The following is a 24,415-nucleotide window of genomic DNA, read 5'->3' as shown; positions in this document are numbered from 1 at the left end:
ACGATTGCTATCCATCTGGCGTTACCCCACTGCTTCCTCCGCCGAGGGATCGAACAGAGCCAGCAGCTCCTGCGGCGACATCCGGGAAATGATGCCGTCCCCTTCGCTGATGACCGAATCGGCCAGCTTGAGTTTGTCCTGCTGGAGCTTGAGAATCTTTTCCTCAATGGTGTCCTTGGCGATCAGCTTGTAGACCTGCACGCTGCTTTTCTGCCCGATGCGGTGGGCACGGTCGGTCGCCTGGTTCTGGGCGCTTACATTCCACCACGGGTCGTAGTGGATGACGATGTCCGCCGCGGTGAGGTTCAGGCCGGTGCCGCCCGCCTTGAGCGAAATGAGGAACACCGGCGTGTCGTCGTTGTTGAAACGGGTGGTAAGTCTTGCGCGCTCCTCCTTGGAGGTGGAGCCCTTGAGCACATAATAGCCGATGCCGTCGCCGGTGAGCCGGTCGGCGATGATGGAGAGCATGGAGGTGAACTGCGAGAACAGCAGCACCTTGTGCCCGCTTTCGGTAACGGAGCGCAGCAGCTCCATACAGAGTTCCAGTTTGGCGCTGCCTCCCGTATAGTCTTCGTAATAGAGCGACGGGTCGCAGCAGAGCTGGCGCAGGCGGGTGAGCATGGCCAGCACAATGAGCTTGTTGCTGTTTTGCAGGGAGCCTGTGAGCTCCTGCCGGATGCTGGCCAGGTTGGCCATATAAAGCTTCTTCTGCTCGCCGTCCAGCGGCGCGTAGAGCACGGTCTCGGTCTTGGGCGGCAGCTCACGCAGCACGCTGGATTTCAGGCGGCGCAGGATAAACGGCGAAAGCATCCGCCGCAGGCGATCGAGGGCCTGTTCGTCCCCGCCTTTCACCACCGGCAGTTCGAAGGTCTCTCGAAACTTGGCATGGCTGTAGAGATAGCCCGGCATAAGGAAATCGAAGATGGACCAGAGCTCCGCCAGGCTGTTTTCCACCGGCGTGCCGGTGAGGGCGAAGCGGTGCTCGCTGCGAATCTGTTTGACGGCGCGCGCGTTCTGCGTGCTGGCGTTTTTAACATACTGCGCCTCGTCGATGATCTCACAGTCAAACGTGTAGGGCTTATAGAGGTCGATGTCCCGCTTGAGCAGTTCGTAGGAGGTAATGATGATGTCGTACTGCGGGATCTGCGCGACCAGCTCCGCCCGCTGGGCCGCGCTGCCCATAATAGCCAGCGATTGCAGGCCGGGGGCAAAGCGCGCAATCTCGCTCACCCAGTTGAGCACCAGCGAGGTGGGGCACACCACAAGGGAAATGCGCTTGTTTTCGGTGCTTTCCTCATGGTTGTGCAGCAAAAAGGCGATGGTCTCCAGCGTTTTGCCAAGGCCCATGTCGTCGGCCAGAATGCCGCCCAGGCCATAGCGCGCCATCGTTTTCAGCCAGCGGAACGCCTTTTTCTGGTAGTTGCGCAGGATATGGCGCAGGCTCTCGGGCGGCTGGATGTCGGCGTCGTCCATGCTGCGCAGCTCCCGCAGCATGGATTTGAACCCCGGGTCGCGGTCGGACTGGATGAGCGCGCTGTCCCGCAGGATGTTGTCGAGCACCATGGCGCGGTAGCGGTGCACGTCCGCCTCTCCGTTTTTGATCTGGTCGTCCGAAAGGTCCAGGCTCTGCGCCAGTTCGGATACCTCGCCCAGCGTGTCGTCCTCCAGCGTAACGAAGCTGCCGTCCGAAAGCTTGTGGTACTTTTTATGCTGCCGGTAAGATTTGAGCAGATCGAGCAGCTCGTCACGCGGAAAATCCCCGGTGTCGAACGTGACGTTCAGCAGGTCGCTTTTGAGCCGCACACCCACGCTCACCGCCGGCGGCTTGCGGATGGTCACCTTGCCGAGGCGGTCGGTGGCATAGACGGACGCCACGGTGGAAAGCTCCGCGATGCCCTCGCTGAGCAGCGCGTAGATCCTTTCCTCGTCGTCCACATACAGCAGGCGGTGCTGGAGGTTGTAGGACGGCAGGTATTTATCCACCAGCGAGCGCGCGATGTATTCGCCGCGCACGTCCCGCTGTACCGACGGCGTGGGCTGTTCGTCCATGGCGTTGATCTCGGTGGCCTCGTAGCAGTATTTGAGCGTGCCCGTCACCATCATGGAGGAGGGCATGTCGAGGTAGAGCTTGGCTTTCAGCGGCGCGGGGCGGAAGCAGTCGAGCATATCCGCATTTTCCACTTCAATGTGGCTGCAGATCACGTCCAGCACGTTGGCGCAGAACGCCGGCATCTCCTTGCGATTGATGGTGAGTTCGCCGCCTTTGTCCGTAAACGCCCGCAGGAATTCCCGCGTAGCGGCGGTATAGTCCTCCGCGCAGCGGAACAACCGTTCGCCCAGCATCACATAGGCGTTTTTCTCCCCCATATAGAGGAAGACCGGCAGTTCCGAGAGACTGAGGAGAAAGGCGTCGCCCGCTTCCTGCACTTGCAGGCTGAGCACAGGGTTTTCGTCGGTGAACAGCACATGCTTCTCGTTGCGGAAATCCACCCGCATGGCGACTTTTTGCCCCACCAGCAGGCCGAACAGCTCGTCGAACGCGCTGCTTGAGAGCGTGAGGCTGCGTTTACCGGCCTTGTAGCCGCCCGCGTCGCCCGCAAACTGCATATAGTCCGCATAGCGCGACATGAAAAAGCGTACCAGCGGGCGGGACGCTTCCTCAAAGGCCGAGATATCGTGCGTGAGGGTGAGTTTGGCGCCGTATTCCACGGTGCCGCCCTGCCGCATCTCAAAAAAGAATTTGGAAAGGTCGCGGAGGATATACTGCCGCTCATGCCCCACGGTAAAGGACAGGTTCAGCCGCCCGTTGTAGTCGTACTCCAGCGAGGGCACCAGCCGGGCTTTTTTCACAATCGTGTGCGCCATGGCCTCGCTGAGGGCCTTCTTGCTGTAGTGCCCCAGCATGCGCCCGGCATAGCGGTCGGTTTTGTTTTCATTTTCGCCGCGCTCGCCGCCCGCATCGGTCTTTTGCAGGGCATAGCAGCACAGCAGCACCGCCACAATGTGCTTGCAGCAGCCCTCATATTCATAAAAAGCCGGGCAGTCGCACCAGCTTTCCTTCATCTCGCCGTTCTGGTCGAACGAAACTTCCACCTCATAATTGTATTTGCCTCCGCGGACCTCCGCGGTGACTTTTTCTCCGGTGTCCTGTTCGTCTTTGGCGCGTTTGAGTTTGGAAACGCGCCGCTGGTTATAATATTCCACCCCGCGTTCAAAAGCGGCGCGGTTTGCCGCCGCCGCCGCAATATCTTTCATCTCAATATTCAAAATGCAAGTACACTCCCGCTATTGGCTTACGCAATGTCAAAATCTGCCCGAAAAAGAACCCGGCCGCCCGGATTTTCAGTTGTGCCGCGGCGGGTCACAGGCCCGCGGCGGTGCGCAGAGCATCGCCCGAAAGGCGGTAGCCCCGCCAGTCGTTTTTGGCACGGGCGCCCATTTTTTCATAAAACGCGATGGACGGCGCATTCCATGTCAGGCATTCCCATTCCAGCCGGCCGCAGCCCTCCTCGCAGGCTTTGCGCGCCAGCCGGGTGAAAACTGCGCGCCCGATGCCTTTGCCCCGGAAAGCCGGGCGGACATACAGGTCTTCCAGATAGATGCCGGAAAGACCGGTGAACGTGGAGAACGAATAGAAATAGATCGCGTAGCCCGCCGTCCGGCCCTGCCATTCCAGCAGAAGCGCATGGGCCGCCTGTTTGTCGAACAGCGCGTCCTGCAGGCCCTGTTCCGTGGCGTCCATCTGATCGCGCAGATGCTCATACTCGGCCAGCTCACCGATAAGCGACCAGATCAGCGGCACATCGGCGGCCGTGGCCGGGCGAAGCCCGATCTCGTCTGAAAATTCCTGCGGCATGGCGCGCGGTTCCCCCTTGATCAGACTGATTTTCTGCCGCAAACGGCAAATCTCCATTTAAATGAGTATACCATATCACGCCGCCGGATTCAAGCAAAGCAGGCGGGGCGGGCACAGCCCGCATTTATGTTCAAGACGTCTTTGCCGGAACAGCACACGCGCAGCCTGAAAGCCGGGGCGGGTACAACCCGCGTTCATGTTCAGGGAAGCCTTTCCCAAACGACATGCGCTTTGCCTGAAAAGGGCGCGGAAAGGGCCGCCGCGGAATCTCAATCCGCGGCGGCCCCTTGGGAGACGGGATGCGTTTTTATCAGATGATGTTGACGTCCTTGCCGTCCATCACACTGTTCATGTTGCGCACCGAGCACATCTTGCCGCACATGGTGCAGGTGCTGCTGTCCTCGGGAAAGGATTCCTTGCGGTAGCGGCGGGCCTTTTCGGGGTCGATGGCCAGTTCAAACATCTTCTCCCAGTCGAGCGCGCGGCGCGCGTCGGCCATGGCGTCGTCCCACTTGCCGTCGTCCGTACCTTTGGCAAGGTCGGCGGCGTGGGCGGCGATCTTCGCCGCGAAGATACCCTCGCGCATATCGTCATAGGTGGGCAGGCGCAGGTGCTCCGCGGGCGTGACATAGCAGAGAAAATCGGCGCCCGCGGCGCCCGCCACCGCGCCGCCGATGGCGCTGGTGATGTGGTCGTAGCCGGGCGCGATGTCGGTGACCAGCGGCCCCAGCACATAGAACGGCGCGCCGTGGCAGAGCCGTTTTTCCAGCTGCACATTGGCGGCGATCTCATTTAGGCGCATGTGGCCCGGGCCTTCGATCATCACCTGCACATGGCGTGCCCACGCGCGTTTGGTCAGCTCGCCCAGCGTAATCAGCTCATGAATCTGGCTGGCGTCGGTGGAATCGGCGATGCAGCCGGGGCGGCAGGCGTCGCCCAGGCTGAGGGTCACGTCATATTCCGCGCAGATGTCGAGCAGCTCGTCAAAGCGCTCATAGAACGGGTTTTCTTCGCCTTTGAGCTGCATCCACGCATAGAGCAGCGAGCCACCGCGCGAGACGATGTTCAGCTTGCGGCCGCTCCGCGCAAAGGTGGCGGCGGTGTTCCGGTTGATGCCCGCGTGCACCGTCATGAAATCCACGCCGTCTTTAGCATGCTGCTCAAACACGCGGATGAATTCGTCCGCCGTGATGTCCGCAAGGTCTTTATCATAGAAACCGACGGCGTCGTAAACCGGCACCGTGCCGATGGACGCCGTGGACATCTCGACCAGTCGGCGGCGGAATTCGCCCGTCTTGCCGTAGGAGCTCAGGTCCATGATGGCTTCGGCCTTGAGGTTGATGGCTTCTTTCACCTTGTCGAGCTCGGCGTCGAGGTTGCAGCAGTCCTTGGACACGCCGAGGTTGACGTTGATCTTGGTGCGCATGCCTTCCCCGATGCCCTCGGGCACCAGCGATTTGTGGTTTTTATTGGCCGGGACGGCGATGCGGCCGGCGGCCACGCGCGCAAGCAGCAGGTCGGGGTCCATGCCTTCTTTTTCGGCCACGGCGCGCATCTGTTCGGTCAGAATACCTTTGGCGGCCGCGTCCATCTGTGTAGTGTATGCCATATGTGATTCTCCTTTGTGGGGCTGCGGGAAATCCATCAGAAAAGCGCCTGCCGGAAAGGCAGACGCTCCATACGCAACCATAAACGCTGCGTTTGCTTCCCTACGCCAGTCTTAACTAACAGGTTCAAAGGGTCAGGTTTTAACCTTCTCAACCGAAACGGTCCCCCCGCAAACAAATATGTAATTGTACCCTGGGCGCGGACAGACCGCGCGCACGGTATGGACAGTATACCACAATATCCTCCAAAAGTAAAGCGGACTGCGCCCGCCCCAAGTATTGCAGATTGTTTTTTTGGCAAACAGATGATATAATGGGGATATGCAGGCAAAACATGGAATGCGTGTTTTGCATTTTCTCCCCGGAGGAACCGAATGCTCCAAAGCCGATTGCAAATCATCACCGGGCATTATGGCAGCGGCAAAACAACTTTTGCCGTCAACCTCGCGATGGAAAATGCCCGCGCGGGGCGGAAGACCTGTCTGGTGGATATGGATATCGTCAACCCGTATTTCCGTGCGGCGGACAGCAAAGGTCCGCTTGAAGCCGCAGGCGTGCGGGTTATTCGGCCCATCTACGCGGGCACCAATCTCGACCTGCCCGCGCTGCCCGGGGAACTGGCTGCCGTGTTTGACGACACGTCTTATACCGTGGTGCTGGATGTCGGGGGGGACGACGCGGGCGCCGCGGCGCTTGGCGCGTATGCGCACCGTATCTTGGCGGCGGACTATGCGCATCTGTATGTGTTCAATGCCCGCCGCCCGCTCACATCCACACCCGAAGAAGCAGTGCAGATCCTGCGGGAGATCGAGGCGGTTTCGCGCGTGCCCGCCACCGGCCTGGTGAACAACACCAATCTGGGGAACGAGACCGACACGGATGTGCCGGCCGCATCCGCGGCATTTGCGGAGCAGACGGCGGCACTCACAGGCCTGCCGCTTATATACACCGGCGTGCGGCAAGAGCTGGCCGACGCCGCACGCTCCCGTCTGCCCTCGGTTTATCCACTGACCATGTGGGTCGTGCCCCCGTGGTGACCGCCCGTTCTGTATTGGCAACGATCGGGCGCGCATCGTCGCGCCCGACAGGAGGTAATTTTGATATGCCAAGGATCATTGTGGATGAAGAACGCTGCAAGGGGTGTGGCTTGTGCGCCACCGCCTGCCCCAAAGGGATCGTGGCGCTTTCATCGGAGACGCTCAACAGTAAAGGCTACCATCCCGCCCATGTGGCCGAGATGACGCTCTGCATCGGCTGCGCCATGTGCGCGCTGATGTGCCCGGACGTGGCCATCGTGGTGGAAAGGTAGGATTTGTGCATGCCTGAAAAAGTTTTGATGAAGGGCAACGAGGCGCTGGCTCAGGCGGCCATCGGCGCCGGCTGCCGGCATTTCTTCGGCTATCCCATCACGCCGCAGACCGAAGTGTCCGCCTATATGGCCAAACGCATGCCCAAGATCGGCGGTACATATCTCCAGGCGGAATCCGAAGTGGCGGCCATCAACATGGTGTATGGCGCAGCCTGCGCAGGCGTGCGCGCCATGACATCCTCGTCCTCTCCGGGCATCAGCCTCAAGAGCGAGGGCATTTCCTATATTGCGGCCTGCGACCTGCCCTGCCTCATCGTGAACGTGCAGCGCGGCGGGCCGGGACTGGGCGGCATCCAGCCTTCGCAGTCCGATTACTGGCAGGCCACCCGCGCGGCCGGGCACGGCGATTTTCATCTGCTGGTGTTCGCGCCGGATTCGGTGCAGGAGATGGTGGACCATGTGTTCATGGCATTCGACCGCAGCGACCATTACCGCGTGCCGGCTATGATCCTCTCGGACGGCATGCTCGGCCAGATGATGGAACCGGTGCTGGTGCAGGAGCCTCAGAAAGCCGACCTGCCGCCCAAGACCTGGGCGACAAACGGGCACGGCGGCAAACGCCCGCACAATATCATCAACTCGCTGTACCTCCAGCCGGAAGAACTGGAAGAACTCAACTTCGAGCGCTTTAAAAAATATGACACCATCATTGCCAACGAACAGCGCTCCGAACGTTTCCATATAGAAGACGCGGATCTGGTGGTCACGGCGTTCGGCGCGTCGGCCCGCGTGGCCAAAAGCGCGGTGATGGCCGCGCGCGCCAAAGGGCTGAACGTGGGGCTGCTGCGCCCCATCACGCTTTGGCCGTTCCCGACGGACGCGTTTGCCGAAGCGGCCAAAACGGCCAAAGCGTTTCTGAGCGTGGAGATGAACATGGGCCAGATGGCGGACGATGTACGGCTGGCCATCAGTTGCAGCCGCCCGGTGCATTTCTATGGCCGCACCGGCGGCGTAATCCCCACGCCGGCACAGGTTCTCGCGGAGATCGAGCGGATACTGGGAGGTGACCGGTAATGGCGGTCGTATTTCAAAAACCGAAAGGGCTCACCGATACGCCCTTGCATTATTGCCCGGGCTGCACGCACGGCATCATCCACCGGCTGGTGGCCGAAGCAATGGATGCGTTCGATATCGGCGGCAGGACCATCGGCGTCTGCCCGGTGGGCTGCGCGGTGATGGCGTATGACTATTTCTCCTGCGACATGGTGGAAGCGGCGCACGGGCGCGCGCCCGCCGTGGCCACCGGCATCAAGCGCGCGCTGCCGGAAAGCGTGGTCTTCACCTACCAGGGCGACGGCGACCTCGCCGCCATCGGCACGGCCGAAACCGTGCACAGCGCCACGCGCGGGGAGAACATCACGGTCATCTTCGTCAACAACGCCATCTACGGCATGACCGGCGGGCAGATGGCCCCCACCACCTTGCCGAACCAGGTGACCCAGACCACTCCGTACGGGCGCGACACGCAGACGGCGGGCTACCCGGTGCGCATCTGCGAGATGCTTTCCACGCTGGACGGCGCGGCGTATATCGAGCGTGTGGCGGTGGACAGCCCCGCCCATGTGCGCGCCGCGCAGAAAGCCATCCACAAAGCGTTCCGGTATCAGATCGAGGGAAGAGGTTTCACGCTGGTGGAAGTGCTCTCCACCTGCCCGACCAACTGGGGCCTTTCCCCGGTGGAATCGCTGGATTGGCTGCGCGAAAACATGATGCCGTATTATCCGCTGGGCGTGTATAAGGACAAGCATGCGGAAACGGCGGATGAGACTGTGAAACAAAAGGCGGAGGTGCATGCATGATGGCGACGACCACTTCCGAACGAGTCGATACGCCGGTCACGGCGGGTAATGGCGCGCAGGCGAAGCCGTATTCCATGACCACGCTGTTTGCCGGGTTCGGCGGGCAGGGCATCCTGTTTTCCGGCAAGGTGATGGCGTATGCCGGCCTGCTGGAGGGGCGCGAAGTGTCATGGCTGCCCTCTTATGGACCGGAAATGCGCGGCGGAACCGCCAACTGCGGGGTGTGCATCTCGAGTAATCCGGTGGGTTCCCCGCTGGTGACTGATCCGGACGCGTTCGTGGTGATGAACCTGCCTTCATTCCTAAAATACATCGACCATGTGCGGCCGGGCGGCGTTGCGGTGCTGGATTCGTTCCTCATCGACCGGAAAGTGGAGCGCAACGATATCCGCGCGTTTTACATTCCCGCCACCCGGCTGGCCAGCGAGAACAAGATCGACGGCCTGGCGAATATGATCATGCTGGGCAAGCTGCTGCGCGAAACGCAGTTTGCGGCGTATGATTCCGTGATCGCGGGGCTGCGCAAGTCTGTGCCCGCGCGCAAGGCCGCGCTGGTGGACGCAAATATCAAGGCCATCGGCATTGGAATGGAATATAACAAATAGTATATACATACAGTATATACTACGGCGATATAAAAAACCATCTGTAAACATCGTAAGATGCATTACAGATGGTTTTTTGTGTGCCTGCATTTAAAATGCGGTCTGCAACCGCCTTTTAGGGTAATGCACGTGTTGTTTTATCTATACTTTTCTGAACTGGAAAGCGGCGTGTGTCCGCCTCCCTTTCAGGCCGTGCGCGTACCATCCACTGAAAACTTGCTTGAACCTGTTTGCGGGCTCAGCCCGCCCGCGGGGGCCATCCTTTTTGTGTGGCGACAAAAAGGATGCAAAAAACGCCTTTCGGCGGGCTAATCCGCTTTGCCCAAAGTAGGTTACACAGTAAAAACTGTCTCCCTGAAAACGCCGCCAAACTCGCCCGCGCTCAAACAGTGGCGGCATTTTCCCGCCGCAAACGGCGGCCGGTCGGCCTGCGCCGGACATGCCCGCCATGCAAAGCGGCAGCGCTGCCCGCCGTCTATCCCCGCGTCCGCGCTGCATTTTGGCACTCTTTTTCTGCACTTTTGCAGTATACCGCGCTCTTTTCTCATGCCATAATAGAGCAAAGAGGTGAGATGGCTTTGCCGCCCGTTCAGGCTGTGCGCTTTTTGTTCTAAAGAAATTTTCCTGAACTTGAATGCGGCCTGCGGCCGCCTGTTCAGGCTGTGTATGCATGGTTTTGGTATGCTTCCCTGAACTCAAAAGTGGACTGTGTTCACCCGCATTTGGAATAGCCGCAGTTGCGGCAGATAACGCAGCCGCCCTCGTGCTCCATTTTGGCGCCGCAGTCAGGGCAATATTTCATCGCCGGGGTGTTTTCCGGCGGGGCCCAGCGGTGCAGCACGGCTTCATTCTCCGCCTGCACGACAACAGCGGATACCTGCGCCGGCTCGCCGGCCTGAATATTCTTGACCTTTTCGATCACACGAGCGATGGCATCGGGGCAGGAGGTGGCCTGCATGCCCGGTCGCCGGATGGTGGAAGGGCAACGGATGCCCTTGAGCTGCTCGATGATGCTGTCCACATCCAGCCCGGCGCGCAGACCAATGGACACCAGCCGCGCCGTGGCCTCGCTCTGAGACGGGCATCCGCCCGCCCGCCCCGTGTTGGTGAAAACCTCGCAGATGCCGTTTTCATCGTAGTTGACGGTAATGTAGAGGTTCCCGCAGCCAATGCGGCAGCGCTCGGTGAACCCGGTGGTCACGTTCGGGCGGGGGCGCGGCTGCAAACCGGCGGCGCGCGCGGTGCCGGAAACAGAAGGTGCAGCCTCCGTAGCGGCAGGTTTCTCCGCGTTCACTTTGCCGATGTTGAGCACCTGCGCGTCGCGGCTGCCGTCGCGGTAGATGGTCACGCCCTTGCAGCCAAGCTCATAGGCCAGCATGTAGACCCGGCGCACATCCGCAATGGTTGCGTCATGCGCGAAATTCACGGTTTTGGACACCGCGTTGTCGGTGCGGCGCTGGAACGCCGCCTGCATCTTGATGTGGTATTCCGGGGAGATGTCGTGCGCGCAGACGAACACCCGCCGGATGTCCTCCGGCAGCGCGTCGATGTGTGCCAGACTACCTTCTTGGGCAATCTGCCGCATCAGGTCCTCGCTGTAAAGCCCGCGTTCCTCCAGCAACTGCCGCAGCACGGGATTCGCTTCCACCAGTTCGGTGCCGTCCATCACATTGCGGATGAACACATAGGCAAACACCGGCTCCACGCCGCTGGAGCACCCTGCGATGATGGACAGCGTGCCGGTGGGGGCGATGGTGGTCATAGTGGCGTTGCGCACAGGCGTGCCGTTTTTCAAGGTGCTTTCTTCAAAGAGCGGAAAGGCGCCGCGCACTTGTGCCAGCCCGGCGCTTGCCGAGCGTGCGGTGTCGGTGATAAAGCCCATCACTTTTTCACCCAGTGCCACGGCTTCGTCGCTGTTGTAGGGGATACCCAGTTCCAGCAGCAGGTCGGCCCAGCCCATCACACCCAGGCCGATCTTGCGGGTCTGCTTGGTCATATGGTCGATTTGCGCAAGCGGATAGCGGTTGGCGTCGATGACATTATCCAGAAAATGCACTGCGTCGCGCACCACGTCGGCCAGCTTGTCCCAGTTGATGACGGATGCGCCGTCTTCCTGCCGCCGAAGCATCCGGTGCAGGTTGACGGAACCGAGGTTGCAGGCCTCGTAGGGCAGCAGCGGCTGTTCCCCGCAGGGGTTGGTGGACTCAATGGCGCCCACCGAGGGCACCATGTTGTCGCGGTTGAGCCGGTCGAGGAAGATGATGCCCGGCTCCCCATTGCGCCATGCCGCGTCCACGATCTTTTCAAAGACTTCCCGGGCCGACAGCCGCCCGGTGCTCTCTTTGGTGTTGGGGTCGATGAGGTCGTATTCCTCGTCCGCTTCCACCGCGCGCATGAAGGCTTCGGTGATGCCCACGGAGATGTTGAAATTCGTAATATCGGCGTTGTTTTTCTTGCAGTCGATAAATTCAAGGATATCGGGATGGTCCACCCGCAGGATGCCCATGTTGGCGCCGCGGCGGGTGCCGCCCTGCTTGACGGCCTCGGTGGCCATGTTGAACACCCGCATGAAGCTCACCGGGCCGGAAGCCACGCCGCCTGTGGTGTTGACGGTGCTGCCCTTGGGCCGCAGGCGCGAAAAGGAAAAGCCGGTGCCGCCGCCCGACTTGTGGATGAGCGCCGCCTGCTTGATGGCCTCGAAGATGGCCTCCATGCTGTCTTCCACCGGCAGCACGAAGCAAGCCGCGAGCTGCCCCAGCGGCCGCCCCGCGTTCATCAGCGTGGGCGAGTTGGGTAAAAACTCCAGTTTGGTCATACGGGCATAAAAGCGGTCGGCCAGCGCCTTGATGTCGGCGTCCGGGTTATAGGTCCTGTCCGGCGCGGCGATGGCGTCCGCCACGCGGTGAAACAGTTCCTCAATGGTTTCGGTCGGCCTCCCGTCCGCGTCTCGGATCAGATAGCGTTTTTCCAATACGGTGCGTGCGTTTGGGGTGATGTCCATCCGTTTGGTCCTCCTTGATGTTCCGGTGCTTCCCGTGGAGCACCGTTTCCTGTGCGATTGTTGTATGAAAATGCCCGGTTCGCTCTGCGCGAAAAGGCCGGCGCAATTGTGTTCGATCCGATGCATAAGCGGATATACACAATATATGGTATATCCGCTTTTTAAGCATATCAATATTTAGGTTTTCTGTCAATCGGCAACTTGACGAAAATCGGGCGGGGCTCACGCGCGGCCGGTCCGCTTTCTGCCCGGCTTGCGCAGGCAGATGCCGGCGGTCAGCGTGCAGGCGGCGGCCAGCACGGTGACGACAGCCGCCCCGGCGCCCGAAAAACCAAGCAGCCCGGTGAGGCCCTCATAAATGCCGAACAGGCCGAACAGCACGAATGTGACCGCGGCGACCACCCGGCAGACATTTGCCGAAAGTTTACGGTGGAGCAGCACACCCGCCGTGATGCCGATGCCGTCCGCCAGCAGCATGCCCGCCGCCGCGCCCGCCAGCACCAAAAGCGGCGCGTCGGGAAACCGTGCCGCCAACGCAACGGTGGCCAGTTGGGTCTTGTCGCCCATTTCCGCGAAGAAAAAGGCGAACGCCACAGTGGCTACATCACCCAGCCGGCTCTGTGGGGGCGAGCGTTTTTCGGCGGAAATGTCCGGTCGCAGCGCCGCCAGGCCAAAAAAGAGGAACAGCACGGCGGCCAGAAACCGCACCCATCCGTCCCATCCCGGCACATGCGCCAGCAGCGTGCCCACCGCCACCGCCAGCCCATGGTTGGCCAGCGTAGCGATGAGGACGCCAAACAGCACCTTTCCCACACGCATCCGGCTGGCAAACGCAATGGTGAGCAGTTGGCTCTTGTCCCCCAATTCGTTGAGGAGCACGAAAGCGGCCGCCGTCAGAAACGGCGTGAGTGCAGACAAACTGATCAAAACAGGCATGGCGGCCCCTCCTCCAGCGTAGCGTTCTGTTCAACGGTATGTGCCGGAGGAGAAAAAAAGACATGGAACCTGCGTTGCCCGCCGGGGCCGCCCGTCAGATACTCAGGATGCGGTAGGCGGTTGTGTTTTCATAGACGAACGGGTTGCGGTGCACAAAAAACACCCGCCCGTCTTTGGGGGAGAGCAGCGTCTGCCGGATACGGTTGTCATATGGGTCGTGAATGTAGCCAAGCTCGCTGCCGCGGCGCACCATGTCGCCAGCGTGGCGTACACGGCGCATGATACCGCCGGTTTTGGCCAGCACGGGGGTAAGGTTTTCCCCGGTGATGACCTGCGTGGGAGCGTGACCGGGACGGCTGGGGATCTCCACCTTGTCCGTAAGAAGGCCCATGCCTTTCAGGAAGCGCAGGACGGCCCGCACCGAGCGCGCAGTGGCGGCTTCGTCCAGTTCATCGGTTTTGCCGGCGTAGAGGGAGAATGCGTGTGTTCCAAATATCTGCCAGTTGTAGTTGAGCGTGGTGGTGTCGTAAGGCCGCGTTTTTCGTACATAGACATAGGGCATGCCGAACAGCGCGGCGGCGTCCGTATCCTCATAGCCGGTCTGCATCATGCGGACATGCGGCATGAATTCACCCGGCATATAGTAGCTGGAAAGGTGCACGCCGTACCGGTAGGGCCTGACATATTCGAACACATGCCAGGCAATGCGCTGGGTGGTTTCGCCCAGACTGTAGCCGGGAAACATGCGGTTGATGTCGGTATCGTCCATGGGCCAGAAGCGGTGCGCCGTATTCGCCGAATAGGGATTGACGGTGGGAATGACGGCAATCTGTCTGCCGGGGGCGATGCCGCCCTGCTGCTCCAGTTCCTGCAGGCGTTCCACGAGATGGGCACAGGTGTAAATCTGTTGCGCCTCATTGCCGCGGGTGGCGCCCATAACGGCGCAGCCGGTTTCGCGTGCAGCGGGATCCGCGTCACCGAACAAAAACGCGGTAACGCGCATCGGCTCCCGGTAGGGGGCGTTTAGTTGAAAGATCGTTTTCTTTTTCATATTCGCAGCTGATAATCCTCCACACCTTCAATCATCCGCGCGATGAGCGAGCCGGTGTAGACCACCGGGTATTCCCGTAGGGTGAACACCAGCCCGCTGCACGGTGCGATGATGCGTTCCTGGACGGTGCAGGTGAGCGGATCGAGAATGCGCCCGATCTCCTCACCTTTTTCCATGATGGCGCAGTGCTCCACGCGGGGCACGAAAATGCCGGAAGCTTCTGCGTTGAGAAAATAGACGCCGCGCTCCAGAGAACAAAGGGTCTTATGCGGTGTGTCCATGCCCGCGTCCGGGATGTTCCAGATACCCAGCGCCCGCATCACGTTAAAGATCCCCCGCACCAGTTGATGGCCATATGTGCGTGTGATGCGCATGCCCACGCCCATCTCCACCACGATACAGCGTGTGTCGCGCGCGTTCAGCGAATGCGCCAGCGTGGATTCCAGCACCGTAGCCGACGGATGTATCCACAGAAAATCGAGGTTGAGCCGGGAAGCAAGCGGCGTGAGCGTTTCCGCGTCGTTCTCGTTGATGCGCGCCTGCGGCAGCTCCCGCAGGAAGATGTTGCTGGCGTGGATATCCACCACCAGATCGGAGCCAACAAGACTCTCAAGCACTTCCCCGGCTACTTTTTCCACGATGAACCCATCGGGGTTGCCGGGAAAAAGCCGGTTCATCTCCACGTTGAAACCCGGCACGCCGCGGCGGATGGATTCGATGCCCAGCGGATTGATGGCCGGGTAAATGTCCACCACGCCGGTGAGCCCTTCGGGATGCTGCGCCAACTGGCTTCCCAGCTCATAGCAGGTAAACTGCCCTTCCAGTTCGTCCCCGTGTACGCCGGTGACGAGCGAGATGCGCGGCAGCCCGGCGATCGCATCTTCGGTAAGGTTCCCCGGGAGGTAGCGGCAGCGCCGGATGCACAGCATTTCGTCAACGGGCAGGCAGGTCCGGCTGACCGTTTCCACTTTCTTGATCACATTGTTCCCCTACTTTAACATGGATTTCCAAGGTCTGCTCCACCTGCTCCGCGGGGCCCACGAAGCAGCCCCGGTCCACCCGGCAGTCGGCGCTGTCGCGCCCGTGGGAGAGCTTGATGTAGCCGTAATCGATCGCACGGTCGTTGGTGGGGTCGATGCCGTGCCACGCGCCGCCGTCGTAATATTCCACCCACGCGTGGGTCTCGCCCTCGCCGGGCATCAGGCCCGCGCAGTACCGCGCGGGAATACCCCGGCCGCGCAGCAGAGCCACCGCGATCTGCGCATAGTCTTGGCAGACCCCCTTGCCCTGGGCAAACGCGTCCGCCGCCGGCATGTCCACATCGGTGGAGGCGGGCAGGTAGGTCAGCCGCGCCTGCAGCGCCTTGCAGACGGCGCTGGCCTGTTTGGCCGCGGTGCCCCCACCCGGGATGGTCTGCGCAAAGGCTTCCATCGCGCCGCTCATATGCGTGAGCGGGCTTTCATACAGGAACAGATCGTCAAGCGGCTCGCGCAGCAGATAAAAGCTCTGCAGCGCCTCGCCCGAGACCGTGAACGCAAACAGGTCGTGCGGTTCCGCGATGGTGCCCGCCAGCGTGCGGTTGCCGAACGCGTCGGCCCCCTCCAGCGGCGTGATGCCGCCCGCAAAGGCGCAACACTCGTGGTAGATGTGCTGGAACGCAAAGCGTCCGGGCAGGCATTTGAGCCGGAAATGATGTGCCTTGACCGGCTGGCTGAACCGGATAGACGACCGATATTCAAAGGAAAACCGTTTCATGTGTCGTTTCCTCCCGTGTGCGGGTATGTCGATCCATAAGGATAAACACGGGCCGCGTCCGCTCATTGGAGCATGTCGATGATGCCTTCGTCGATCTGGCGGGTGGTCACGCTGCGCCCCTCGGTCAGCATGTCGGCCAGGTCTTTGCAGACGCCGGCGTCGTCGATATGCGCAAGGGAACGGGAAAGGCGCCGTTTGGCGGCGCCGAGCGAGGGCTCGCCCAGCTCAAACCGGGTATAGAGGTCAACGCGCTCGGTGTATTTGCCCGCCTTGATGAAATCACGCACGTCGTCCGCAAGGATCAGGTCGTCCACCGCGCCCCAGAACGCCAGCAGCAGACCGGTCACGTTCCGCAGGGTAATGGAGACGCTCTCCTGAAAATCCTGCGGAACGGCGTTGCAGGCGGACTGGATATAAGACGCCGTTTCGGTGGCCAGCCGGTCGCGCAGCAGCATGGCGTTGATATTGGCCTGCCCCAGAGCATAGGCGATACTGGCCTGGCTGCCTGCGTCTCCCAGAATGCGGCACAGAAAATCCGTTTTGTCGCGGTAGATATCCGGGATGCCGAGCCTCATGCAGTATTCCCGATAGGCGTCCGCGTCTGCGTCGAGCATGCGGTCGTAATACCGTGCGAGCAGGCCGGTGAGCGTATAGGCCCTCTCCGCGTACCGCCCAAGCCAATAGAGCTTTTCCGCCTGTGTTATCGATACAGTACCCATGTGTCCTTGAACCCTCCCCCCTGTGACGAGTTGACGACGAACGAGCCGGCCTGCAATGCATAACGCGTCAGGCCGCTGTGCCAGACGCGGATGTCCTGCCCATGCACGACAAACGCGCGGAAATCGGCTTTGCGCGGAACGGGTTTGCCGTCAAGACAGATATTCAGATCATTAAAATTGATAATCTCCTGCGCAATGAACCGACGGGGTTTGGCCAGAATGGCCTGCCGCAGCTCTTCCCGTTTGGCGGCGGCAAGATCGCGCCCGAACACGACGCCGTATCCGCCCGCCTCGCTTACGTCTTTGATGACAAGCTTATCGAGGTGCGCGAGGATATAGGCCTTGTCTTCTTCATAATACGGCACGTAGGTGGGGGCATTCTGCAAAATGGGCTCCTCGCCCAGGTAGTAGCGGATCATTTTCGGCACGAAATAATAAGTACCCTTGTCATCGGCCACGCCGTTGCCCGGCGCGTTGATGAGCGCCACGTTTCCCTTGCGGTAGGCTTCCATCAGGTGCGGCACGCCGATGACGGAACGCTCGTCAAAGAGGAGCGGGTCGAGAAATTCATCCGAGACCCGGCGGTAAATGGCGCCCACCCGCTGCTTTTTGCCGTCGAAGCTCTTGTAATAAACCACGTCCCCCTCCACCTCCAGGTCCTCGGGGAACGCGAGGGTGGCGCCGGTCTTTTCGGCCAGATAGGCGTGTTCGAAAAACGCGGAGTTGTACCGCCCCGGGGTGAGCACCACCACAATGCCGGGGCGCTGCACCTCACGGAACATGCCGGCCAGCAGCCCGGCGTAGTTGCGGTTCTCGTGCACACGGTTCTTTTCAAATAAAGACGGGGTGACGCGCCGCACGATCTCGCGGGCGATCATGGGGTAGGACGCGCCGGATGGAACGCGCAGATTGTCTTCCAATACATACCATCCGTCGGGCGCTTCCACCAGATCGATACCCGAGATATGGGCGTATACGTCCTGTGGGGGGCGGATGCCCTGACAGGCCAGCAGAAAGCCCTTGGAGGAATAGATGAATTCGGGCGGGATGACGCCATCCCGCAGGATACAGCGTTTGGAGTAGATGTCGGATAAAAACAGGTTGAGCGCGCAAACCCGCTGGATCAGGCCCCGTTCGAGCCTGGCGAACTGGTCTGCGGGAATCACCCGTGGCAGTGCGTCAAATGGAAAGAGCTGTTCGTGAAATTCTCCGTTTTTGTATACGCCGAACTTGACGCCATAGCGCTCAAGCGCGTGATTGACCTGCCCGGCTTGTTCATACAGCACTTGATTGTCCACGCATGTTCTCCTTGTCCGCTGTGTGTGATTGGGCGTTCATCCATTGTTTTGATTAGGATGGCTTTATTTTACGCCGATTTTTTTGCAAAAGCAATGTACACCGGCCGAAATTGTCATCAGATGGAGTTTATGACAATTTTTCTGATCCACCGCATGATAAAAAAGAACAGGCCAGTCTGTTTTCGTCTGCTTTTTTGTGAGCGGCGGAGTAATGCACCGCGCGGCGGGATAAGCTGTATAGGGTTTCCTGCGATGGCGGCCGCCGCTGTTTTGTCCTAAGGAGCCGCGCTTTATTCCGAGCGCGGGATGCGGGCGGTTTTTGTCCAGAATGGAAAAATGTTTTGGAATCCGGCAATGTTCGGGCCGGTTGCCCTTGACAGCGGAGTCCGGAAGCTGTATAATAAAGAATACCATCTGTGGGTTCTTTTTGGGGGACTACACGCGCGCTTCCGTTTCGGGCGACGGGGCGCGGGCTATCTTGAGTCCGCATCGGGTCTTCCGGTGAAATTCCGTTCGTTAGACGGAGGGAGGGAATAGAAATGGCTGAGATCCGAATCAAAGACAACGAATCGCTGGACAGCGCGTTGCGTCGCTTTAAAAAGCAGTGTGCGCGTTCGGGCGTTCTTGCGGAAGTGCGCAAACGGGAACACTACGAAAAACCCTCTGTCAAACGCAAGAAGAAATCCGAGGCGGCACGGAAGCGCAAGCATCGTTGATTGCAGATTGATGAAACGTTAAAAGCGGGCTTTGTGCCCGCTTTTTCGCATGTATGGTCTCTTTTCACACATTCTTTGGAACGGGCGGGTGACGATGTGCTTTTTGTGCCGGACAAACGATTTCTTCATATCGCGGCGATCTCGGCCGAACTGCTGGAGGGCGAGGGCGTGAAAGGGCTGGTGCTCGATATCGACTACACCCTGGCGGACCGGTACGCCCCGCTGCCGGACGACGAAATCCGCACGTTCATTTCCAATTTAAAAGAGGCTGAGATCCGGCTCTATGTTCTTTCGAACAATTACCACAACCGGGTCTCGCGGTTTGCGGCGGCACTCGACCTGCCTTACCGCTCCAACGGGCTCAAACCGCTGCCGCATGCGTTTTCCAGGGCGGTGCAGTCCATGGACCTGCCCAAAGACCGTGTGGTGGCCGTGGGCGACCAGATCTACACCGACGTGGTGGGCGGGCACTTGGCGGGCCTGCGGGTCTGGATGGTATCGCCATACGGCGGAGGCGGGCATTCTCTGTTTTACCGACTGCGCCGTCGGCTGGAGATGCCGTTTATCCGCGCCTGCCCGGCGGAAGGCAGGGAGGAACAGCCGTGACGGCGCGTTTCGGTGCCGCAGGCAACGAGGATGCGTTTTTTGCCGCGGGTTTGCGCCATACCGCACAGGCGCCCGCGTATGTGGCTTCGCTGGGGCTGGACGCCTATGAATACCAGTGCGGGCATGGTGTGCGTGTTTCCGAACCGGGTGCGAAACAGGTGGGCAAATCCGCCGGGGAGGCAGGCATCGCGCTTTCGCTGCACGCGCCGTACTATATCTCCATGGCCAGCGAAGATGCGGACATCCGCGCGCGCAGTGTGGACTATATTCTCCAGTCGGCCCGCGCCGCCGACTGGATGGGCGCCCGGCGCGTGGTGGTGCACCCGGGCGCCTGCGGCAAACGCCCCCGCGCCGACGTGCTGGCCCTGGCCTGCGAGACGTTCCGGCAGGCGCTTGCGGAGCTGGACGCGGCCGGGCTGGGGCATATCCGCATCTGCCCGGAGACGATGGGCAAGATCGGGCAACTGGGCACACTGGACGAGGTACTGGCCATCTGCGGGCTGGATGAACGCCTGCTGCCGTGCATCGATTTCGGGCACCTGAACGCCCGCACCGGCGGCGGGCTGGTTACGCGCGCCGACTATGCGGCCGTGCTAGACGCCATCGGCCGGGCGCTGGGAGACGAGCGACTGCGGGTGTTTCACGCGCATTTTTCCCAGATCGAATACACCGCGGCGGGTGAAAAACGCCACCTGACCTTTGCCGACGGCCATGGGTACGGCCCGCCGTTCTCCCCGCTGGCGGAGGAACTGGCTGCGCGCGGGCTTGCCCCCACCATCATCTGCGAATCGGCGGGCACACAGGCGGCGGACGCACGCCGCATGAAAGACATGTATCTGGCCTGCCTGCGGTAACGCGGCGGGCGTTTGGATATTCTAATGTTTAAAATCACGGAAAGGAATGACTATTATGCCAAAGCACCGGGTGCTGTTGCTGCACGGCCCAAATCTCAATCTGTTGGGCGAACGTGAAACGGGCATTTACGGCAAAGACACCATCGAACATATCAATGCGGAGATCCAGGCCGCGGCGGACGCGCTGGGCATCACCTGTGAGATCCGCCAGTCCAATCACGAGGGCACGCTCATCGACCTGCTGCACGCCGCACGCGGGCAGTTCGACGGCGTGGTCATCAACGCGGGCGCGCTGACACATTACAGCATCGCCCTGCGCGATGCCATTGCCGCCATCCGCATCCCCACCATTGAGGTGCATATGTCCAATATCCACGCGCGCGAGGAGTTCCGGCACAAGTCGGTGATTGCCCCGGTCTGCGCAGGGTCCGTCATCGGGTTTGGAAAATACAGCTATGTCCTGGCCCTGCAGGGGCTGGTGGATCTGTTTTAAATCGATAAGCGGCCCGCAGCCGCCGGGAGGGAATCTTTATGGAACATTGCACCGCGCTCATGCAGGCGCTTCCGGAAGGTATCGACGCCGGGCTGGTGCTTTCGGAACACAACCGCCGGTATCTCACCGGGTTTGCCGCCACCGACGGCATCCTGCTGGTGGGCCGGGCGCGCGCCGTACTGCTGGCCGATTCGCGCTATATCGAGGCCGCGCGCGAGGGCGCCAAAGGCTGTGAGGTGGAATTGCTGAAGGACGCAGCCATGCAGATGGGGGCGTTTTTCAAAGCCGAGGGCGTGCGCACCGCCGGCATCGAGGCCAAGGAGCTGCCGGTGGCGGACCTCAACCGTTTCCGCAAGCTGTTCCCCGACATCACATTTGATGAGGGCAACGCGTTCAACGACGCCATTCTCCGCCTGCGAATGATCAAAAGTCCGGAAGAGCTGGACGTCATCCGCAGGGCACAGCAGATCACCGACGACGCGTATAAACACATTCTGCCGTTCCTGAAACCAGGCGCGGCGGAACACGATATCGCGCTGGAGATCGAATATTTCATGCGGCAGAACGGCGCGTCCGGCCCGTCGTTTGGTCTCATCGTCGTATCGGGGGAGAATTCCTCGCGCCCGCATGGCGTACCCGGCGCTCGCAGACTGCAGCCCGGCGATTTCATCACGATGGATACCGGCGCCATTGTAGACGGCTACTGTTCGGATATGACGCGCACCGTGGCGCTCGGATTTGTAACGGACGAGATGCGCAAGGTGTATGAGACGGTGCTGGCCGCGCAGTTGGCCGCCGAGCAGGAGCTGGCGCCCGGCAAAACAGGCAGCGAGGTGGATCAGATCGCCCGCGGCATCATCTACGGCGCGGGCTACGAGGGCTGCTTCGGGCATGGGCTGGGCCACTCGGTGGGCCTGCAGATCCACGAGGAGCCCCGGCTCTCCCCCGCCTGTCACGAAACGCTGCAGGCCGGCATGATGATGACCATCGAACCGGGCATCTATTTGGAGGGACGCTTCGGCGTGCGCATCGAGGACCTGGCCGTGCTCACCGACGGCGGCTGCGAGATTCTCACCCAAAGCCCGAAGGAACTGCTGGTGCTCTGACTCATGCCTTCCTGCACTGCTCCGCGCATCGGGTTTTGCACACAGAAGAGAGATTTTGCCGGAATCGGGTCCTTTTGCTTGGCAAACACTTGCAAAAATCTGTTTTATAGGATACACTAATCAGAGTAATCATGAAATCATGCAGAGTTGTCCGGCTGCGCAGTTTTTTGTCTGCGGCGGCAGGCCGCTGTTCATTTTTGGAGGGTAACGGAATGCTTTCAGCAGGCGATTTTCGGAACGGTTTGACTTTTGACATGGACGGCAATGTGTTTTCCATTGTAGAATTCCAGCACGTCAAACCGGGCAAGGGCGCGGCCTTCGTGCGCACCAAACTGAAGAACGTCATCACCGGCGCGGTGGTGGAAAAAACGTTCAATCCCACCGACAAATTCCCCACGGCCTATATCGAACGCAAAGACATGCAGTATCTCTACAACGACGGCGACATCTACTACCTGATGGACAAGGAAAGCTTTGAGCAGCTGCCCATCAACGCCAGTGATGTGGGCGACAGCTTCAAGTTCGTGAAAGAGAACATGGATGTCAAAGTGCTTTCCTATAAGGGCAAAGTGTTCGGCATCGAGCCGCCGACGTTTGTCGAGCTTGAGATCACCGAGACCGAACCCGGCCTGAAGGGCGATACGGCCACCAACGTGACCAAGCCCGCCAAACTGGAGACCGGCACCGAAATCCGCGTGCCCCTGTTCATCAACGAGGGTGATAGGATCCGCGTAGACACCCGCACCGGCGAGTATATGGAACGCGCATAAGGGCAATACTTGTATTTGCGGCATCTCATTCGATACGGAGCTCGCTTTGCAGAGCCGGCAACGGGCAGGCGCGCGGAAAGCACGCCGCCCACACAGGCCGCGCGGCGCGCGGCGCAAAGGAGGCGCTTGAGAAATGACGATCACAGAAAAAGTAGCGTATCTCAAAGGGCTGGTGGAAGGCCTCGGTGTGGATGAAACATCGAAAGAAGGCCGCATCATCAAAGCCATCGTCGAGGTACTCGACGATGTGGCACTCACGGTTTCGGAAGTGGAAGACAGCATCTCCGAAGTGACCGAACAGGTGGATGCCATTGACGAGGATCTGGAAGACCTTGAAAAGGACTTCTACGGCGACGATGAGGATGAGGACGACGAGGGCGACGACTCCGATTATTACGAGCTCACCTGCCCGAAATGCGGCGAAAAAGTCTATCTGGACGACGATCTGCTTTCCGACGGCGAGATGACCTGCCCGAAATGCGGCGAAAAACTGGAATTTGATTTCAGCACCGACGACGAGGACGACATCTGTGACGGCTGTGTCGGCCATGACGATGACGAAGAAGATTCCGAAAAGCACTGAAGATTCATCAAAGAGCCGCCGGTAAAAGCCGGCGGCTCTTTTTTGGCAGTTGGACAAACCGGGAATTTCTTTGCCGGTTTTGCGCCTCAACCATTCCGGAAAAGACCCGCGTCCCTATGGAGTTTTGTCAATGAAACCAGGACACATTGCGGCAGGCATTGCACGCACCCTCGTCGGGGTACTACTGATGGCCACTGCGCTACCGCCCATGCAGCTGCATGTGATGAACACATTTGTCCTATTGCCGGTCCTGCTGGGCGTGGCGATTATTTTTCTGCCCGCCCTGCTGTGGGTGCTGCGGAGACTTTGTGGCCGGTATGCACGGGTCGTGCTGCGTCTGCTCGCGGCGGCCTGCATCGCGGGGCTGGGCTGGCTGCTGTTGTCGTTTGGCGTGATCTTGGCGCACAGCTTTCCCGGGCAGCCGCCGCAGGACGCGACGGTGGTGGTACTGGGTGCCAAGGTGCAGGGCCGCACACCCAGCATCGACCTGATGGGCCGGATCGACGCCGCAGGCACCTATCTAAAAGCGCATCCACAGGCATTCTGCATCGCCTCCGGCGGCAAAGGGCCGGAGGAAGATATCACGGAAGCGGAAAGCATCCGCGATACGCTGGTGCAGCGCCATGGCATCGCCCCCGCCCGCATCGCTCTGGACGACACCTCCACCAATACGGTGCAGAACCTGCGCAACGCGCGGACCATCATCCGGCAGCGGGGCCTCCCTGTTCATGTGGCGCTGGTGTCGGACGGGTTCCATCTGTTCCGGGCAGGCATCATCGCAAAACGGCAGGGGCTGGAGCCCTTTGGCGTGCCCGCCGACACCGACTGGAGGCTAAACGGCTACCTCTACCTGCGCGAGATCTTCGCGCTGCCCAAAACACTGCTGTTCGACCACTGAAGCTCACCGTTTACGTCTGCCGCTTTTGGGCGCGGATGGGTGCGAATGCGCCTTCTGCCAGCGCGTGATAAAAAAATCGGCGATAAACGCGGAAAAAAACGCGATCAGAACGCCAACGATGCTCATGCTGTAAGATGTTGCGGTCGCGTGCCAGATGGGCGAAAACGGCAGCGGCACAAGATAACCGATGCATTGCCAGAAAATCAGGATGACAGCGGCGGCAAGGTAGCGCACCCATTTGTCCTTGGTTATCAAAATTTTCATAAAATCCTCTTTTTGCACGTACATTTTATTCCATTATAAAGATGCGGCGCGCCAAAAGCAATGGCACAGCAGCAGGAAAAAGCGCCGGAAGCGTTTGCTCCCGGCGCTTTTTGCATAAGAGAGAGGGGG

24 protein-coding genes and 1 riboswitch are annotated in these 24,415 nt (G+C 60.3%); of the genes, 13 read left to right on the top strand and 11 right to left on the bottom strand.

The genetic code is table 11. The features are described 5' to 3' along the window. Positions 1–21: 21 nt before the first annotated feature. From ETHHA_RS01225 to thiC, 3 genes are all read right to left on the bottom strand, one after another. Complete coding sequence (locus ETHHA_RS01225) at positions 22–3,267, bottom strand: DEAD/DEAH box helicase (RefSeq protein WP_013484206.1); 3,246 nt, start codon at positions 3,265–3,267, stop codon at positions 22–24. A 94-nt stretch (positions 3,268–3,361) separates the two neighbouring features. Continuing rightward, a complete protein-coding gene (locus ETHHA_RS01220; protein WP_013484205.1) occupies positions 3,362–3,898 on the bottom strand; it encodes a GNAT family N-acetyltransferase in 537 nt (178 codons plus the stop codon). 268 nt (positions 3,899–4,166) lie between these two features. Further along, the gene (thiC, locus tag ETHHA_RS01215) at positions 4,167–5,465 is read right to left on the bottom strand and encodes a phosphomethylpyrimidine synthase ThiC (RefSeq protein WP_013484204.1); all 1,299 of its coding nucleotides are present in this window, start codon (positions 5,463–5,465) and stop codon (positions 4,167–4,169) included. A 79-nt stretch (positions 5,466–5,544) separates the two neighbouring features. Then, positions 5,545–5,643: riboswitch (TPP riboswitch) on the bottom strand. 194 nt (positions 5,644–5,837) lie between these two features. On the opposite strand from thiC, the gene ETHHA_RS01210 reads away from it, so the two are divergent. From ETHHA_RS01210 to ETHHA_RS01190, 5 genes are all read left to right on the top strand, one after another. Continuing rightward, positions 5,838–6,500 carry a ParA family protein gene (locus ETHHA_RS01210; protein ID WP_013484203.1) on the top strand — a complete coding sequence of 221 codons (663 nt, stop codon included), beginning with the start codon at positions 5,838–5,840 and terminating at the stop codon, positions 6,498–6,500. Between the two features lie 65 nt (positions 6,501–6,565). Then, a complete protein-coding gene (locus ETHHA_RS01205; protein WP_013484202.1) occupies positions 6,566–6,772 on the top strand; it encodes a 4Fe-4S binding protein in 207 nt (68 codons plus the stop codon). 9 nt (positions 6,773–6,781) lie between these two features. After that, a complete protein-coding gene (locus ETHHA_RS01200) occupies positions 6,782–7,846 on the top strand; it encodes a 3-methyl-2-oxobutanoate dehydrogenase subunit VorB (RefSeq protein ID WP_013484201.1) in 1,065 nt (354 codons plus the stop codon). Continuing rightward, positions 7,846–8,631, top strand: a complete 786-nt coding sequence (locus ETHHA_RS01195) for a thiamine pyrophosphate-dependent enzyme (protein WP_013484200.1) — start codon at positions 7,846–7,848, stop codon at positions 8,629–8,631. The genes ETHHA_RS01200 and ETHHA_RS01195 overlap by 1 nt, the downstream gene beginning before the upstream one ends. Continuing rightward, entirely contained in the window at positions 8,628–9,236 is a 609-nt protein-coding gene (locus tag ETHHA_RS01190) for a 2-oxoacid:acceptor oxidoreductase family protein (protein WP_013484199.1), read from the top strand. The genes ETHHA_RS01195 and ETHHA_RS01190 overlap by 4 nt, the downstream gene beginning before the upstream one ends. Positions 9,237–9,948: 712 nt before the next feature. Here ETHHA_RS01190 and ETHHA_RS01180 read toward each other — a convergent pair. The 7 genes from ETHHA_RS01180 to ETHHA_RS01150 all read right to left on the bottom strand — a co-directional run bounded on the left by ETHHA_RS01180 (position 9,949) and on the right by ETHHA_RS01150 (position 17,996). Further along, positions 9,949–12,363 (bottom strand): vitamin B12-dependent ribonucleotide reductase, encoded by a 2,415-nt coding sequence (locus tag ETHHA_RS01180; RefSeq protein WP_278244180.1) that lies wholly within the window; start codon positions 12,361–12,363, stop codon positions 9,949–9,951. Between the two features lie 96 nt (positions 12,364–12,459). Next, positions 12,460–13,173: a TMEM165/GDT1 family protein gene (locus tag ETHHA_RS01175; RefSeq protein ID WP_013484196.1), complete on the bottom strand. Its 714-nt coding sequence runs from the start codon at positions 13,171–13,173 to the stop codon at positions 12,460–12,462. Between the two features lie 94 nt (positions 13,174–13,267). Continuing rightward, positions 13,268–14,224, bottom strand: a complete 957-nt coding sequence (locus ETHHA_RS01170) for a M14 family metallopeptidase (RefSeq protein ID WP_013484195.1) — start codon at positions 14,222–14,224, stop codon at positions 13,268–13,270. After that, positions 14,221–15,204 carry a M14 family metallopeptidase gene (locus ETHHA_RS01165; RefSeq protein WP_013484194.1) on the bottom strand — a complete coding sequence of 328 codons (984 nt, stop codon included), beginning with the start codon at positions 15,202–15,204 and terminating at the stop codon, positions 14,221–14,223. The genes ETHHA_RS01170 and ETHHA_RS01165 overlap by 4 nt, the downstream gene beginning before the upstream one ends. Next, entirely contained in the window at positions 15,158–15,979 is an 822-nt protein-coding gene (locus tag ETHHA_RS01160; protein ID WP_013484193.1) for a transglutaminase domain-containing protein, read from the bottom strand. The genes ETHHA_RS01165 and ETHHA_RS01160 overlap by 47 nt, the downstream gene beginning before the upstream one ends. Positions 15,980–16,041: 62 nt before the next feature. After that, on the bottom strand, positions 16,042–16,698 hold the full coding sequence (locus ETHHA_RS01155) for an alpha-E domain-containing protein (protein WP_013484192.1): 657 nt from the start codon (positions 16,696–16,698) through the stop codon (positions 16,042–16,044). Next, complete coding sequence (locus ETHHA_RS01150) at positions 16,680–17,996, bottom strand: circularly permuted type 2 ATP-grasp protein (RefSeq protein ID WP_013484191.1); 1,317 nt, start codon at positions 17,994–17,996, stop codon at positions 16,680–16,682. The genes ETHHA_RS01155 and ETHHA_RS01150 overlap by 19 nt, the downstream gene beginning before the upstream one ends. A gap of 539 nt (positions 17,997–18,535) precedes the next feature. On the opposite strand from ETHHA_RS01150, the gene rpsU reads away from it, so the two are divergent. From rpsU to ETHHA_RS01105, 8 genes are all read left to right on the top strand, one after another. Continuing rightward, positions 18,536–18,712, top strand: a complete 177-nt coding sequence (gene rpsU / locus ETHHA_RS01140; protein ID WP_013484190.1) for a 30S ribosomal protein S21 — start codon at positions 18,536–18,538, stop codon at positions 18,710–18,712. 105 nt (positions 18,713–18,817) lie between these two features. Beyond that, positions 18,818–19,318 (top strand): YqeG family HAD IIIA-type phosphatase, encoded by a 501-nt coding sequence (locus tag ETHHA_RS01135; protein ID WP_159033342.1) that lies wholly within the window; start codon positions 18,818–18,820, stop codon positions 19,316–19,318. Then, entirely contained in the window at positions 19,315–20,172 is an 858-nt protein-coding gene (locus ETHHA_RS01130) for a TIM barrel protein (RefSeq protein ID WP_013484188.1), read from the top strand. Before ETHHA_RS01135 ends, ETHHA_RS01130 begins: the two co-directional genes overlap by 4 nt. A gap of 55 nt (positions 20,173–20,227) precedes the next feature. Further along, entirely contained in the window at positions 20,228–20,665 is a 438-nt protein-coding gene (gene aroQ, locus ETHHA_RS01125; protein WP_013484187.1) for a type II 3-dehydroquinate dehydratase, read from the top strand. Positions 20,666–20,703: 38 nt separating this feature from the next. Next, positions 20,704–21,771 carry a M24 family metallopeptidase gene (locus ETHHA_RS01120; protein ID WP_013484186.1) on the top strand — a complete coding sequence of 356 codons (1,068 nt, stop codon included), beginning with the start codon at positions 20,704–20,706 and terminating at the stop codon, positions 21,769–21,771. Positions 21,772–21,983: 212 nt separating this feature from the next. After that, positions 21,984–22,541 carry an elongation factor P gene (efp, locus tag ETHHA_RS01115; protein ID WP_013484185.1) on the top strand — a complete coding sequence of 186 codons (558 nt, stop codon included), beginning with the start codon at positions 21,984–21,986 and terminating at the stop codon, positions 22,539–22,541. Positions 22,542–22,674: 133 nt separating this feature from the next. Beyond that, entirely contained in the window at positions 22,675–23,124 is a 450-nt protein-coding gene (locus tag ETHHA_RS01110; RefSeq protein WP_013484184.1) for a CD1247 N-terminal domain-containing protein, read from the top strand. A gap of 130 nt (positions 23,125–23,254) precedes the next feature. Beyond that, positions 23,255–24,022: a YdcF family protein gene (locus ETHHA_RS01105; RefSeq protein ID WP_013484183.1), complete on the top strand. Its 768-nt coding sequence runs from the start codon at positions 23,255–23,257 to the stop codon at positions 24,020–24,022. Between the two features lie 3 nt (positions 24,023–24,025). Here the strand turns inward: ETHHA_RS01105 and ETHHA_RS01100 are convergent, their stop codons facing one another. Beyond that, complete coding sequence (locus ETHHA_RS01100) at positions 24,026–24,286, bottom strand: hypothetical protein (RefSeq protein WP_013484182.1); 261 nt, start codon at positions 24,284–24,286, stop codon at positions 24,026–24,028. Between the last annotated feature and the right edge of the window lie 129 nt (positions 24,287–24,415).

This window comes from Ethanoligenens harbinense YUAN-3 (assembly GCF_000178115.2).
GTDB classification, from domain to species: Bacteria; Bacillota; Clostridia; order Oscillospirales; family Ethanoligenentaceae; genus Ethanoligenens; species Ethanoligenens harbinense.
Note: the sequence above shows the minus strand (reverse complement) of the source record. Positions and strands in the feature narration are given on the sequence as shown.